We start from the raw sequence: 12,141 nt of genomic DNA, 5'->3' as shown, positions 1-12,141 counted from the left end.
CAGGAGGATTTCCATGCGCAATATCCGTTTCGCCCCGCTGCTGCTCACGCTCATTTCGGTTCCTGTCTTTTCCACTGCGCATGCGAATGAACCTGCCGCTGCTGCGCAAGCGACGCCGACAACACCGCTCGACCTGCGGATTGCGCAACTGGTACCGGTTCTCAACGGCAAAGCTCCGCTAGAGGAGTTTTTCACGCCCAGCTTCCTGACTGCAGTGCCGCCTGCGCAGTTCAAGGCGATTTCGGACAGCTTCACGCGGCAATATGGCTCTGCGGTCGCCATCAGCGCGGTTCAGAAATACGGACCCAACAGCGCCGTACTTCAGGTTGAGTATGAAAAGGCAATAGCAACTTTCGAAATTACCGTTGAATCTGTTGCACCCGGCAAAGTGGCTGGTTTGCTGGCCAAGGGCTTTGCCTTGAAGGGCGACAGCATCGAAAAGATCAAGGCCGACTTCGCGGCACTGCCCGGCAAAAGCGGTTTCGTTGTCCAGAAACTGGGCGATGATGGGGTCGTGACGACCCATAGCGCCAATGCGGAGAGCCAATTCGCGACGGGATCGACCTTCAAGCTATATGTCCTTGCCGAGCTCGCAAGCCAGGTGGCCGCTGGCGAACGGCGCTGGTCAGACGTCGTACCGATTGGCGTTCGTAATTTCAGCTCGTCCGCAACGCAGAACTGGCCGCTCGATACGCCTGTCACCCTGCAGACGCTGGCGACATGGATGATTTCAGTCAGCGATAATGCCGCCACCGATGCCTTGATGCGCGAATTGGGGCGCGAGGCGATTGAGGGCAAACTCGCATCGATAGGCCATAGCGCGCCCGACAAGGCGTTGCCGATGCTGACTACGGTCGAAGCTTTTGCGTTGAAGAGCAATCCGGCGCTTCGGCAGCGGTTCGAGAAAGCGAGCGAAGCGGGGCAGCGCGATCTGCTGGCGGCAGAGCGCGCGGCGCTGTCCTTTGCGGCGATAGATATGTCGCACATGGGATCTGGCCCCAACGCCATCGAAACCATCGAATGGTTTGCGTCTCCAAAGGATACCGCGCTGCTGCTCAACAATTTGCGCCGGCTGGACAATCAAACCGCCCGCGACATCATGGCGGTGAACAGCGGCATCGGCCCAGCGGCTGCTGCGAAGTGGCGTTATCTCGGCTATAAGGGTGGATCGGAACCCGGCGTCATCTCGATGAGCTTCCTCGCCCAGTCGAAGGCAGGGCAATGGTATGCGATTTCAGGAAGCTGGAATAATCCAGCCAAGGAAGTCGATAACAACGCATTCGCCGCGTTGATGACGCGGCTTATGGACAGCGTGGCAGGGTCTTAAGCGGTCAACGCTTCGACCAGCGCCTTGACCTTTTTCTGCCGCCATTGCGGCAGCGGGGCGACCAGCCAGTAAGACAGAGCATGTTCTTGCGCATTATCGATCGCGCGGACGCGACCGTTAGCAATATCGGCCTCGGCCAGCAGATGCGGCACGCACGCCCTGCCAAGACCGATGGCCGCGGCATCAATGGCCAAACCAGCATCGCCAAGACGAAGTGCGGCGGTTCCATCCGTCAATGGGCATCCGGGCCAGCCAATGGGCGTTTCAGCCCCACCATCGGGCGCGGCGACGGTGACAAAAGCGCCAGCCGCGAGCTGCACACCTTCATGTTCACCTGGCCCGTCAGTCAGGCGTACGGCTAGGTCGAGATTGGCTTCGGTGAAATCAATGTCGCTATCGGCTGCGATCAGTGTGAACTGCAGGTCAGGATTTCCCGCACCATATCGCGCGAGCCTAGCCGTCAGCCATTTGGCGGTGAAATCACGCGGTGCGGCGATGGTGAGCGAGTTGGAGGTCTGCCCCGATTGCATTGCGCGTACCGATTCCTCAAACTGCAGGAATCCGGCCCGCAGGGCATCAAGGCCCTTTTCCGCTTCGGGTGTAAGTTCCAGCCCCTTGGGCGTACGCCGGAACAGCACAACGCCAAGCATATCCTCAAGCGCGCGGATCTGCTGCCCGACAGCCGCCGGCGTGACCGCCAGTTCATCCGCCGCTTTGGTAAAGCTCAGATGACGAGCCGCTGCATCGAATACGCGCAGGCCGTTGAGGGGTAAGTGTGTGCGTTTCATCGGGCGGTAGCAGGGGCAACCAGTTTGAAACGCGGGATTTCGACCAGGAAGGTTGAACCATCGGCGCGGATGAAGCGGTAATGCCCCTCCATGATTCCCGACGGCGTCGAGAGCGGGCAACCGGAAACATAATCATGGCTGCCGCCGGGCTTGAGCAAGGGCTGTTCCCCCACCACACCGTCACCGTCGACATGGTTCACGCTGCCATGGCCGTCGGTAATCTTCCAATGGCGGGTCAGCAGTTGCACCGGATCGTCACGGTGGTTTTCGATGCGGATATGGTATGACCAGAACCAGCGGTTCTGAGCGGGGACCGACTGGTCCTCGAGGAAATTGCTGACGACGCGCACCACGACGCCTTCGGTCGTTGCATGGTCGGTAAAGAGCGCGTCGAGAATCAAAGGCCAACCTTTCGCAATGCCTGATCCAGATCTTCTATCACATCCTGTGGATCTTCCAGACCGATATTGATCCGCAACATGCCTTCTTCAACCCCCATCAGCGCACGTTGTTCCGCCGAAACGCTGTAATGGGTGGTCGATGCATTGTGGCAGCACAGGCTGCGGCTGTCGCCGATATTGTTCGAAATATCGACCAGTTCCAAGGCGTTGAGGAAGTCCATCGCCTGCTTGCGCCCACCATCCACGATGAAGCTGAAAATTGGCCCGCACGCCTTCATCTGGCGCATGGCGAGATTATGTTGCGGGTGGCTCGGCAGCCCCGGATGCAGGATCCGCGGAACGCGCGTTTCGAGGAACTTGCCCACCAACAGCGCATTTTCCGACTGGCGCATCGCGCGCATTTCCAGCGTTTCGAGGCCCCTGTGCACGACCCAGGCGTTGAAAGGCGCGCAATTGGGGCCGGTGTTGCGCTGGAATGGCAACAGCACGTCGTTGATCCATTTTTCGGTGCCGCAAACCGCACCGGCGAGCACCCTGCCCTGCCCGTCCATCATTTTGGTCGCGCTATAGGCGACAACATCTGCACCAAAATCCATCGGGCGTTGCAGCACGCTGGTGGCAAACGCATTGTCGACCACGGTAGTGATGCCATGTTCCTTGGCCAGCCCGCAGACATAGGCCATGTCGACAATGTCCATCGTCGGGTTGGCCGGGGTTTCGAAGAAGAAGACCTTGGTGTTGGGCTGGATCGCTGCCTTCCAGGCATCATTATCGCGCGAGTCGATCGTCGTCGTGGTGATCCCCCAGCGCGGCAGCAGATTGTCGGTCAGCCAGCGGCACGAACCAAATGCTGCGCGGGCCGCGACGACGTGATCGCCCTGGTTTAGCTGGCAAAGCAAGGCAGTGGTCATCGCCGCCATGCCCGTTGCCTGCATCCGGCACGCCTCGGCCCCTTCCATCAACGCGATGCGTTCTTCCGCCATGGCAACCGTCGGGTTTTGCAGGCGGCTATAGGTCATGCCCTGCTGTTCACCGGTAAAGCGCGCCGCCGCCGTTTCGGCATCGTCATACGTGAAACCCGAGGTCAGGAACAATGCCTCGGACGTCTCCCCATGCTCGCTGCGCCACGTGCCCCCACGCACCGCCTGCGTGGCGGGGCGCCATTTGGAGGTGATGTCGCGATTGAGGCCGGTGGTTTTCTTCATGGGTCGCTTTTCGGATGAAGCGTGCTTCAGGTCAATGCCGCCAAAACGGCATCCCCCATTTCACGCGTTGAATGGCTACCGCCCAGATCGGGCGAACGGACGCCAGCGGCAAGTGCTGCCGCAACAGCAGCTTCGATGCGATCTGCAGCTTCGGCTTGGCCGAGCGAATAGCGCAGCATCATCGCGGCGGACAGGATGGTCGCCAGCGGGTTTGCCTTGCCCTGCCCGGCTATGTCGGGCGCGCTGCCATGGATCGGTTCGTACAGGCCCTTCTGGTTGGAATCGAGCGAAGCACTGGGCAGCATGCCGATTGAACCCACACACATCGATGCCTGATCCGAGAGGATATCGCCAAACAAATTGCCGGTGACGATCACATCGAACTGGCCCGGATTGCGCACCAGCTGCATCGCGGCATTATCGACATACATGTGGCTGAGTTCGACTTCGGGGAATTCCTGTGCGGTTTCGATCACCACATCGCGCCACAACTGGCTGGTTTCAAGGACATTGGCCTTATCGACCGAGCACAGCTTCTTGCTGCGGGCCATTGCGGTTTCGAAACCGACGCGCGCAATGCGGCGGACTTCATCCTCATTATACGACATGATGTCATAGCCTTCCCGCTTGCCATCAACGGTCTGGCGCATGCCCTTTTCACCGAAATAGACGTCACCGTTCAATTCGCGGACAATCACCATGTCGATCTGACGTGCAACTTCAGGGCGCAGCGCAGAGGCATCGGCCAGTTCGGGAAACAGCGTCGCCGGACGAAGGTTGGCGAAAAGCTCCAGCTCTTTGCGCAGGCCTAGGATCGCCTGCTCGGGGCGCAGATGGCGCTCCAACGCGTCACAATCGGGATCACCCACGGCACCAAACAAGATTGCATCGGCGCGTTTCGCCAAATCCAGCGTGGCTTGCGGGAGCGGATGGCCGCTGGCCTTATAGGCGGCACCACCAACTGGCGCTTCTTCGAATATGATGCCAGGTAGCGCCAGCGCCTCGAGAACGCGACGTGCTTCGGCAATGACTTCGGGACCAATCCCGTCTCCGGGCAAAAGGGCAATGAGCATGATTGTCTTTCAGTAGGAACGGCTGCCCTTTGCCGCCTGAAAGCCCCTTATGCAACCGCCCTTTTCAGCCGGTCGACCAGCCTTTCGCGGGCAGCCATGACATCGACCTGCTTTTCGCCGAGTACATGCAGCAAGAGAGCCTCGCGCTGGGAAGCCATGGCCTTGAGCGCCGCCGCGGTTCCTTCGCCGCTCATGAGGTCTTCGCCACCATAGCCGAGCTCGGATAGCAACAGCGCCTCATAGCGCGCCATGGCGGGTGCCCAACCGCGTGCGGCTGGCGCCAGTTCAACTGCGGCCAGAAGACCATCAAGTGCAGAAAACAGGCGTGGATAGGGATAGGCTTCGGGTACGGCACTGGCGGTCAGCGTGCAGGCCCATTCGATAGCGGCTGCAGCCAATGGCTCCCCCAAAAGGTGCGCGCGGCTATGCACGGGTTCAACCGAAAGCGACGCCAGTTGGCCAACGACACGCGCGCGCCATTCGCCCTTCACGACATTTCCGGGGATCAGCACGGGCCGCAACACCCGCCCACGCGCGCCTTGGACATAGCCTGCAAGCAGGCCATGCTCCTCGGTCATGCAGCGCACAATCGCGCCGACTTCGCCATGCGGGCGGACGGCACAGACAATGGCCTGACCCGCGCTTTGCTGCATTTCAGCCTTTCAACCAACGCGCCCGGGCAGCGGCGAGCGACGCATATTTGGGGCTGTCATTGGAGAGTTTGGCGAGCGTGGTTGCCCGCAAGCGCGGCAGCAGGCCCGGCGTGGCCAAGGAAGCCTTGCCCTCCATCAGGTCAGCCGAAAGTGCAGCATCGTGCGGATCGACGGGATTTTCTGCCTCACGGACCAACATGCCGAGCGCATTCATCGCCACAGCTGCCATGAACTTTTCACGCCCGGCTGACTTGGCCTTCACGCCGGTATCAACCCATTCGCGGATAGCCTCGAGCATTTCGACCGCAGATGGCTCCCCTGCACGGCGCGGGGCAGCGACTGCCGGCAACTCGATCGGTTGCCGTTCGGCTTCGGAAGCGTCATCCTCTAGCAGCAGCAGCAGGTCGACTTCATTCTCGCTGGTGCGGCGGCCAATGACCGCGCGTTCAAGATTGCGGTCTGCACCCAAACGCCAGATTTCGGCCATCTGCATGCAGCCCAGCGCCCACCAGAGCGTGCGATAAACCAGCCAGAAGCGGAACCTGGCGCGATCAACCTTGCCGCCGCCAGATGCTTCGTAAGAGGCAAAAAAGGTGTCGAGGTCGCTCGCACCAAAGGCCGGTTTGTCGAAATGGCCAAACCGCCACACCGCCATGCAACCATAAGCCAAATCTTCATGCGCATCGCCCCAATGCGCCAATTCCCAGTCGAGCACCGCAGCGAGGCCATTCGCATCGGCCATCACATTGCCCATGCGGAAATCGCCATGCACCAGCACCGGATCGGCAGGCGGGGGCAGATTATCCTCGCACCAACGGATCGCCAGTGCGACCACCGGCCGGTCGCCACCATAGGTCAGGAAGCGTCGCTTGAGTTCTGCCAGTGCCGCAGCCGTATCCATATAGGGTATCGGAATATCGGGCGTCGGCTTGATCGCATGGATACGCGCCAGTTCACGTGCGATATCATGCACCAATGATGCGGGCGGATCGGCAAGGATCTTCGCCGGGTTCACCTCCGCCTCGACACGGTACATGATATAGCCGGTGCCCATATCGTCGGCGGCAGTCAGTTCGCCCACCACCTCGGGCGCGAGCACGCCGCCGCGATGCGCGGTACGCACCAGTTCCGCTTCGACATCATGGCCAAAGGAACGCCCCTCCATGAAGGCGGCCGAAGGCGCACGGCGCAGAACATAGCCCTTACCGGCTCGGTCGAACGACCAGCTTTCCATATTGGCGCCGCCCGACAAGCGACCAAGATTTTCAATCGCGGCTTTTTCACCAACGATGCGGTCCATCACGGCGGCCAGTTTGGCGGTAAATTCGTCCATGGGATTTTTGATAGGCGCAGTGTCTGTCATGGCAAGCGAAAGCTCATTTGTTGCTCCAATAGTCGAATGCCTTTTGCTGATGCTGCGCAAGATAGGCGCGCGCTTCGCTACCCTCCCATGCGCCGCCATAATCGTGGCGTGAGACCCACCAGCCCTGCCCCGGCAGACCATCACCTTCACGAACCACAAGGCAGGCAAGCGGTGGTTCGCCGCGTAACTCCGCCGCAGTATCGATTGCGTCGAGCGTCTTGCAAAGCGCACGCATCTTGGGCCGGGTAAAGCGGAAGCCCAATGTCATCAGCATTTCCGAATAGCTCATCGCACGCCGCTCGCGCGCGGCTCGTTGCAGGATGGCAGCAATCCCTTCGACGTCGGCAAGGCGGCCTGCCTTGTCCGGCCCGTCATCGAGGAAGGGATTGTCCATCGCAGTCGTCGCCGCCGGTCAGCGGCCAACCGGCTTGGTACGAATATTGAGCTGGCCCTCAAGCCCTGCCTTGCGATGCTTTTCGATCGCCTGATATTCCGGAGACTGCACCATTTGCTGCATGGCGGCGAGTGAGGGATATTCGGCGAGCGCGACCATATCCCACAATTCCTCAACCTCACCCAGCAGTAGGCCGGTAACCGGCCCTGCATAGACCTGGCGGCCTCCAACAGCGGCGAGGCAAGCCTGCACCGCAACGCCATAGCGTGCATAGGCTTCGGCACCAGTCAGGTGCGCGTCCGAGCCATCCTCATATTCGGCCTTCGGTTTGAACTTGAGCAAGTTGACCATGACGAACGCTCCGTCATCACCTGAACCGAAAAATGCCATCGCCTGTTCCATCGGCGGAAATACGGCGTTGTTCACTTGCATCGATACTCTCCTCCCAATGCCTGGGGGAGAGATTTAATCGGACGATTAAAAATGGCAAGGACCGATTTATTCGATGGATTTTCCCTGAAGTTCAAACAAGCACAAGCGATGCGAGCGCGCTGTTGATGACGGATGCTTTGACGAAGGTGAGCGTGGCAATACCCGCTGCGCGGCGCCTGCCAATTGTCAAATGCTGGGCGAACCATTCGGTCTGGATTGAAATGTACCAAATGATCGTCAGCAGGAGCAGCCCTAGACTGGCCCATTGCATAGTTTCCATACCGGAACGGAAAAGGATGGTCGCGATCGACATCAGCAGCGCAAATACGGCGCCGACATAGCATTGGCTGAAGAACGGTGCCCGCAGCGAAATCGTATCCAAAGCAGTGCCCGTCCGCTTCAGCATGCCGACAGCGAACACCAACGGGTAAATACTGAACAATACTGACCGCAGGATGAGGAGGTTTTCCTCTGAATTGGTCAAATAGCGCCCTAACCCTTCCTTTGGCGTATCAATCCGGGTCTGGAACCCCAACTCGATCACATGCGACAGCAGGATGGTGAGGAGCAAGAACAAGGGTGGGCTGAGCGTATCGATATATTGCTGTTCCGGAGTATCACCCTGTTCCTTGTCCGAATAATCGATCATCGAAACCGGGTGGCGGATCACCTGCCACATCGTGCGGGGATAAAAAACCAGCCAAGTCATGACTTGATAGAGCAGGTCTTCAATCGACCTTAGTATCTGGAAAAAGCCCATGTGCGCCCCGGATCTGTTCGTGGATTCAAGAACCATGGATGCCAGCCGCGCATCTTTACGCGACTGGCACCGTGTTGAGGTTGCGACCCGTATAACTGAACGTGGCCCTTGCCGCGTTTAAATTCAGTTGGCCTTGAAGCTTGTCACTTGGCCGCTGGAAGTCACCTTGCAGGTTGCGCGCCAATGGCCTGTAGCAAGAGTGACTTGCCAATTGCCCGGAGCATAGCTTGTGCTGCTTACGACAGAGACGCTGCCAGGATATACACCCCATTCATATTCGCCCTTGCTGATGCAGGCATTGCCGGCCTCTGCAGGTAAGCTGCGCGCAACATTCGAATTGGCGTGGCGGCGGTTGTTACGTTCAGCTTCACCAGCCATGTAGCCTGAGTGATAAGCCTCTGAATCATTGGTGGCATAATGACCGCCATACATCGCGTCGTTATAACCGCGCTGATATTCGCCATTATAGTTGGCATTGTTGTTGCGATTGTCATGGTCTTTGTGGTGGCGCAGAAAGCGCAGCGATCAATCCAACGGCCGCCGCGCCAGCGACCACGCCTGCCAGTTCGTCATTGCCACTATGGCCACAATCCTTGGGTGTTGCGGATTCGATGCTGGAAACGCGACCATTATCGACTGAAACTGATACGCATTTTTTTGATTTGCCATTCCACCACAGCGCAGCCGAACCCCAATTCTTGGCAAAGCTGTACCCACGGTTAGACAGTTCATTTTCAACCGATGAACCACGAACGCCGATCAGATCGCCCATGCCAGGTGCAGTTTGAGCGGCTGCAGGCGCGATACCCGCCAGCGACGTAGTAACCAATGCCAGCGACAAGGCTGACGAAACAAATGCTTTCATTTTCACCTCCATAAACATTTCACACTGGTCAATTGCCCCGAAATTTCGATTTAAGCAGGCGGAAGATTCCAAACATCAGAACCAAATTTATCAGCATGCCCCCAGCAAGTAAGGCGATGTTGATCCAGATGATTTCAGATTTTACATCCAACTCGCCGAGGAGCAGGCTCCATGGCATCGCCAGCAATATCGCGTAGACCGCTGCCAAGGGATCTGCTTCAATCCCAAACCAACCATTTACGCTAACCGGGATCAGGATCAGGCTCAGCGCACACAAGGTGGCATAGACAGCAATCAGGGCCTTGCCGAACCTCAATCCACTATCGAGATTTTGAGCGTGTAATTGGCAACCACACCGCGCCGGGCATCATTCCGCATCAGGTAAACGCGGATAACTTGATCGCCGGTCGCGGGAACGGGGCCGCGGAATGAATTTCCTTCAGCCGAGCCGATGAAATAAGCGGCTTCATTGCCCTTCGCCATGATGTTGAAATAATTGGACCCACGATTGGTCGTCAGGTTGACCGTGAGCAACTGGCCGCCACGGGCGCCGATCACATAGTCGACATAGTCATAGCCCTTCACAGTGCCCTTGATGACTTTGGAAGACGCACCTTTCGCAAAGGCCACCCGTTCCGTCCGGGGGGCGGCCACAAGCGATGTGGACAGGGCGATTGCCGACAAGGCCAGCGCACAGGAAAGCAGTTTTTTACGCATCAGTTTTTCCGATCCAATTTGGTGGACACACCACTGGTGTATTAAATTTTCAACTATCGGTTCATTTTTATATTGTTGTTTCACACAGCCTGATTTGAGAGAAATTTACAGGCGCGATACAAGTGCAATTTTTCCGCATTGACGGTCAACATCAGATGTGGCCATTATCTATGGCTTTTGATGACAATTGGTGGTCGGAATTCACAGGTTCCGATAGGGCGTAAACATTCGATGCCATTCAACAGGCCGGCTCAAGTTGTAGCACCGGACGTCGGTAACTCGACCGTCGGCGCAGGTGCGTTTCTGGCCGAATTGCGTGCAAGCTGGGGCGAGCCAGATTGGTTCCTCGCGGGCACATCGATGGAAAAGCGCGGAGAGATTCCAGCTCGATTCTCATCCAGTGACTATCTGATTATCTATGGCAATATTGCCCAACATGCGGCCACACCCGACTTTTTCATCGATTATGCGCTGGCTGGCGTACCCTTGTTCAAAGGCGGAATTGACCTTGGGATGCAGACCGCTCCTGATTTGCGCTCTGCCTTTGAATTGGTCGATCGCTACTCATCTCCCCGCTTGCCATTCTTGCGGCATGCAAAGGTCGAATATGGTGGAAGGGTTGGCATCGAACTGGTCGCCAATGGCGATTTGGGCCCCGGCCGAAGCATTATTTGCGAAGTTCCGTTGCTGGTATTTGCAAGGCTGGCCGGACGTTATCTGGGTCGACCGCCGCATGAAGCGGTTATCGAGTTGCGGCACAGCCCAAAGGGGTATCGCGACAGATATAGCAATGCTGCCGGCTGCGAAGTTCGATACCAGGCGGAGCGTGATGCGATCACCTTGCCAGAGGAATTGTGCCGTCGGCAAAGCATGACATTTGATGCCGATTTGTGGCGCACTGCTTGCTATCGTTGCGAAGAAGAGGCGCAGCAGAAGCATTCGGACGGCTTTTTGCTCACCCTGCGGAGCCAGGCAGCAAGATTCCTCGCCGAGAACGGCCGCCCGCCGCGGCTGAATGAACTGGCCAAGCAAGGGAATATCTCAAGCCGCACATTGTTGCGCAGGTTGCGATCACAAAACGAAACCTACCAGGCGATCACCGACGCTTTGCTTCGAACGCGTTGCGTCGAATTACTCTCCCAGCCCAATCTGAACGTGACTGAAGTATCCGAGCGGCTAGGATTTGCCGATCCCTCAAGCTTTTACCGCAGCTTTCGCAGATGGTTCGACACAACACCCAATGCGTTTCGAAAGGGTCTGCAAGGTGGCGACTTGAATGGCCGGGATCAGGGCTAGCAAGGCATGGTGCCGAGGCAAAAATGGTGGGCGATACAAGGTTCGAACTTGTGGCCCCACCCGTGTGAAGGGTGTGCTCTACCGCTGAGCTAATCGCCCACTCTGCCTGAACAGGAGCGCGCCTTTGCCAGAGCTTTTGCCCTCGCGCAAGCGCTTATCCGGCTTCAGGTGACAATCTTGATATGCGGCTGCCCTGCGCTTGATTTCTGGTCGAAACGGCGGCCGAGGCCGATGAAAATCGTATCGACAATCATCCCCAGCTTCTCTTCGGAAAGCTTGTGATCGAGGTAAAGCAGAGCCTCTGGATTGCAGTAGCACTGCACCATCTGGTTGATCAGCGAAACGGCATCGTCGATTGACAGGTCGGGCAGATAGCCCTCGTCCATCGCCTGCACGACGATTTCCGATAGATAGTGATCGCCCAGGTCGACATAGCCCCGCACCACCTCGAAATGCTGGTCACCCAGTTCGAGATAACTTTTGAACATGTCGGGATCTTCGTGGAACTGATCCCTCATCAAGGCGAAACGGCGCGCAAAGAATTGGAACATCTTTTCGCGCGACGGCAGATCGGCGGCCACCACTTCTTCCATGATGGCGATCTTGGGCGCAAACCACCGGCCAGCTGCGGCCTCGAGCAGCGCTTCCTTGTTTTCAAAGAAGCGGTAGACATTGGCAGGTGACATGCCGGCAGCAGTGGCCAGCTCGGTCATCGACAGGTCTACTCCACCACGCTTGCGCACAAGCTCCTCGACAATATCCAGCAATTCCTGCCTACCGGCTTCAATATCGGTTTGCGGACGCGCCATAGCAATTTCCCTGCATGACCGGGTCTGTATTGCCCGGTTAAAACGTTTTTCTGATTAT

The 12,141-nt window shown here is 57.9% G+C and carries 16 protein-coding genes and 1 tRNA gene; 2 read left to right on the top strand and 15 right to left on the bottom strand.

Annotated elements, in window-relative coordinates; all coding sequences use genetic code 11:
* Window positions 1–13 precede the first annotated feature (13 nt).
* Entirely contained in the window at window positions 14–1,327 is a 1,314-nt protein-coding gene (locus tag ACFSAG_RS00720; RefSeq protein WP_381510582.1) for a serine hydrolase, read from the top strand.
* Here the strand turns inward: ACFSAG_RS00720 and ACFSAG_RS00715 are convergent.
* The 13 genes from ACFSAG_RS00715 to ACFSAG_RS00655 form a co-directional block, all read right to left on the bottom strand.
* Window positions 1,324–2,115 carry a LysR family transcriptional regulator gene (locus ACFSAG_RS00715; RefSeq protein WP_381510580.1) on the bottom strand — a complete coding sequence of 264 codons (792 nt, stop codon included), beginning with the start codon at window positions 2,113–2,115 and terminating at the stop codon, window positions 1,324–1,326. The genes ACFSAG_RS00720 and ACFSAG_RS00715 overlap by 4 nt on opposite strands.
* Entirely contained in the window at window positions 2,112–2,513 is a 402-nt protein-coding gene (gene apaG / locus ACFSAG_RS00710; protein ID WP_374614561.1) for a Co2+/Mg2+ efflux protein ApaG, read from the bottom strand. The genes ACFSAG_RS00715 and apaG overlap by 4 nt, the downstream gene beginning before the upstream one ends.
* Window positions 2,513–3,721, bottom strand: a complete 1,209-nt coding sequence (locus ACFSAG_RS00705) for a trans-sulfuration enzyme family protein (RefSeq protein ID WP_374614471.1) — start codon at window positions 3,719–3,721, stop codon at window positions 2,513–2,515. The genes apaG and ACFSAG_RS00705 overlap by 1 nt, the downstream gene beginning before the upstream one ends.
* Before the next feature lie 26 nt (window positions 3,722–3,747).
* Complete coding sequence (leuB, locus tag ACFSAG_RS00700; RefSeq protein ID WP_381510577.1) at window positions 3,748–4,794, bottom strand: 3-isopropylmalate dehydrogenase; 1,047 nt, start codon at window positions 4,792–4,794, stop codon at window positions 3,748–3,750.
* A gap of 47 nt (window positions 4,795–4,841) precedes the next feature.
* Window positions 4,842–5,447 carry a DNA repair protein RecO gene (gene recO, locus ACFSAG_RS00695; RefSeq protein ID WP_381510575.1) on the bottom strand — a complete coding sequence of 202 codons (606 nt, stop codon included), beginning with the start codon at window positions 5,445–5,447 and terminating at the stop codon, window positions 4,842–4,844.
* Window position 5,448: 1 nt separating this feature from the next.
* Window positions 5,449–6,780 (bottom strand): phosphotransferase, encoded by a 1,332-nt coding sequence (locus tag ACFSAG_RS00690; protein WP_381510573.1) that lies wholly within the window; start codon window positions 6,778–6,780, stop codon window positions 5,449–5,451.
* Window positions 6,781–6,823: 43 nt separating this feature from the next.
* The gene (locus ACFSAG_RS00685; RefSeq protein WP_381510571.1) at window positions 6,824–7,204 is read right to left on the bottom strand and encodes a ribose-phosphate pyrophosphokinase; all 381 of its coding nucleotides are present in this window, start codon (window positions 7,202–7,204) and stop codon (window positions 6,824–6,826) included.
* An 18-nt stretch (window positions 7,205–7,222) separates the two neighbouring features.
* A complete protein-coding gene (locus ACFSAG_RS00680; RefSeq protein WP_381510569.1) occupies window positions 7,223–7,636 on the bottom strand; it encodes a DUF1330 domain-containing protein in 414 nt (137 codons plus the stop codon).
* A 91-nt stretch (window positions 7,637–7,727) separates the two neighbouring features.
* Window positions 7,728–8,345 carry a hypothetical protein gene (locus ACFSAG_RS00675; RefSeq protein ID WP_381510567.1) on the bottom strand — a complete coding sequence of 206 codons (618 nt, stop codon included), beginning with the start codon at window positions 8,343–8,345 and terminating at the stop codon, window positions 7,728–7,730.
* Between the two features lie 174 nt (window positions 8,346–8,519).
* Entirely contained in the window at window positions 8,520–8,774 is a 255-nt protein-coding gene (locus ACFSAG_RS00670) for a hypothetical protein (RefSeq protein ID WP_381510565.1), read from the bottom strand.
* Window positions 8,775–8,886: 112 nt separating this feature from the next.
* Window positions 8,887–9,261 carry a hypothetical protein gene (locus tag ACFSAG_RS00665; RefSeq protein WP_381510563.1) on the bottom strand — a complete coding sequence of 125 codons (375 nt, stop codon included), beginning with the start codon at window positions 9,259–9,261 and terminating at the stop codon, window positions 8,887–8,889.
* Between the two features lie 28 nt (window positions 9,262–9,289).
* Window positions 9,290–9,577, bottom strand: coding sequence for an SCO4225 family membrane protein (locus tag ACFSAG_RS00660; RefSeq protein ID WP_381510561.1), 288 nt, complete (start codon window positions 9,575–9,577; stop codon window positions 9,290–9,292).
* The gene (locus ACFSAG_RS00655; RefSeq protein ID WP_381510559.1) at window positions 9,574–9,978 is read right to left on the bottom strand and encodes a hypothetical protein; all 405 of its coding nucleotides are present in this window, start codon (window positions 9,976–9,978) and stop codon (window positions 9,574–9,576) included. Before ACFSAG_RS00655 ends, ACFSAG_RS00660 begins: the two co-directional genes overlap by 4 nt.
* A 231-nt stretch (window positions 9,979–10,209) precedes the next feature.
* On the opposite strand from ACFSAG_RS00655, the gene ACFSAG_RS00650 reads away from it, so the two are divergent.
* Entirely contained in the window at window positions 10,210–11,274 is a 1,065-nt protein-coding gene (locus ACFSAG_RS00650; protein ID WP_381510557.1) for a helix-turn-helix transcriptional regulator, read from the top strand.
* Window positions 11,275–11,298: 24 nt separating this feature from the next.
* Here the strand turns inward: ACFSAG_RS00650 and ACFSAG_RS00645 are convergent.
* A tRNA-Val gene (locus ACFSAG_RS00645) sits at window positions 11,299–11,373 on the bottom strand.
* A 65-nt stretch (window positions 11,374–11,438) separates the two neighbouring features.
* Window positions 11,439–12,083, bottom strand: coding sequence for a TetR/AcrR family transcriptional regulator (locus ACFSAG_RS00640; protein ID WP_381510555.1), 645 nt, complete (start codon window positions 12,081–12,083; stop codon window positions 11,439–11,441).
* Window positions 12,084–12,141 lie beyond the last annotated feature (58 nt).

The organism is Sphingorhabdus buctiana (genome assembly GCF_042680825.1).
Lineage (GTDB): Bacteria > Pseudomonadota > Alphaproteobacteria > Sphingomonadales > Sphingomonadaceae > Sphingorhabdus_B > Sphingorhabdus_B buctiana.
Note: the sequence above shows the minus strand (reverse complement) of the source record. Positions and strands in the feature narration are given on the sequence as shown.

What these genes read in the sequence shown, in the direction of transcription:
- ACFSAG_RS00715 (WP_381510580.1), bottom strand. Translation starts at nt 2,115, where the DNA reads ATGAAACGCACACACTTACCCCTCAACGGCCTGCGCGTATTCGATGCA.
- ACFSAG_RS00655 (WP_381510559.1), bottom strand. Translation starts at nt 9,978, where the DNA reads ATGCGTAAAAAACTGCTTTCCTGTGCGCTGGCCTTGTCGGCAATCGCC.
- ACFSAG_RS00690 (WP_381510573.1), bottom strand. Translation starts at nt 6,780, where the DNA reads ATGGACGAATTTACCGCCAAACTGGCCGCCGTGATGGACCGCATCGTT.
- leuB (WP_381510577.1), bottom strand. Translation starts at nt 4,794, where the DNA reads ATGCTCATTGCCCTTTTGCCCGGAGACGGGATTGGTCCCGAAGTCATT.
- ACFSAG_RS00670 (WP_381510565.1), bottom strand. Translation starts at nt 8,774, where the DNA reads ATGGCTGGTGAAGCTGAACGTAACAACCGCCGCCACGCCAATTCGAAT.
- ACFSAG_RS00665 (WP_381510563.1), bottom strand. Translation starts at nt 9,261, where the DNA reads ATGAAAGCATTTGTTTCGTCAGCCTTGTCGCTGGCATTGGTTACTACG.
- ACFSAG_RS00680 (WP_381510569.1), bottom strand. Translation starts at nt 7,636, where the DNA reads ATGCAAGTGAACAACGCCGTATTTCCGCCGATGGAACAGGCGATGGCA.
- ACFSAG_RS00650 (WP_381510557.1), top strand. Translation starts at nt 10,210, where the DNA reads ATGCCATTCAACAGGCCGGCTCAAGTTGTAGCACCGGACGTCGGTAAC.
- ACFSAG_RS00705 (WP_374614471.1), bottom strand. Translation starts at nt 3,721, where the DNA reads ATGAAGAAAACCACCGGCCTCAATCGCGACATCACCTCCAAATGGCGC.
- ACFSAG_RS00685 (WP_381510571.1), bottom strand. Translation starts at nt 7,204, where the DNA reads ATGGACAATCCCTTCCTCGATGACGGGCCGGACAAGGCAGGCCGCCTT.
- ACFSAG_RS00720 (WP_381510582.1), top strand. Translation starts at nt 14, where the DNA reads ATGCGCAATATCCGTTTCGCCCCGCTGCTGCTCACGCTCATTTCGGTT.
- ACFSAG_RS00675 (WP_381510567.1), bottom strand. Translation starts at nt 8,345, where the DNA reads ATGACTTGGCTGGTTTTTTATCCCCGCACGATGTGGCAGGTGATCCGC.
- recO (WP_381510575.1), bottom strand. Translation starts at nt 5,447, where the DNA reads ATGCAGCAAAGCGCGGGTCAGGCCATTGTCTGTGCCGTCCGCCCGCAT.
- ACFSAG_RS00640 (WP_381510555.1), bottom strand. Translation starts at nt 12,083, where the DNA reads ATGGCGCGTCCGCAAACCGATATTGAAGCCGGTAGGCAGGAATTGCTG.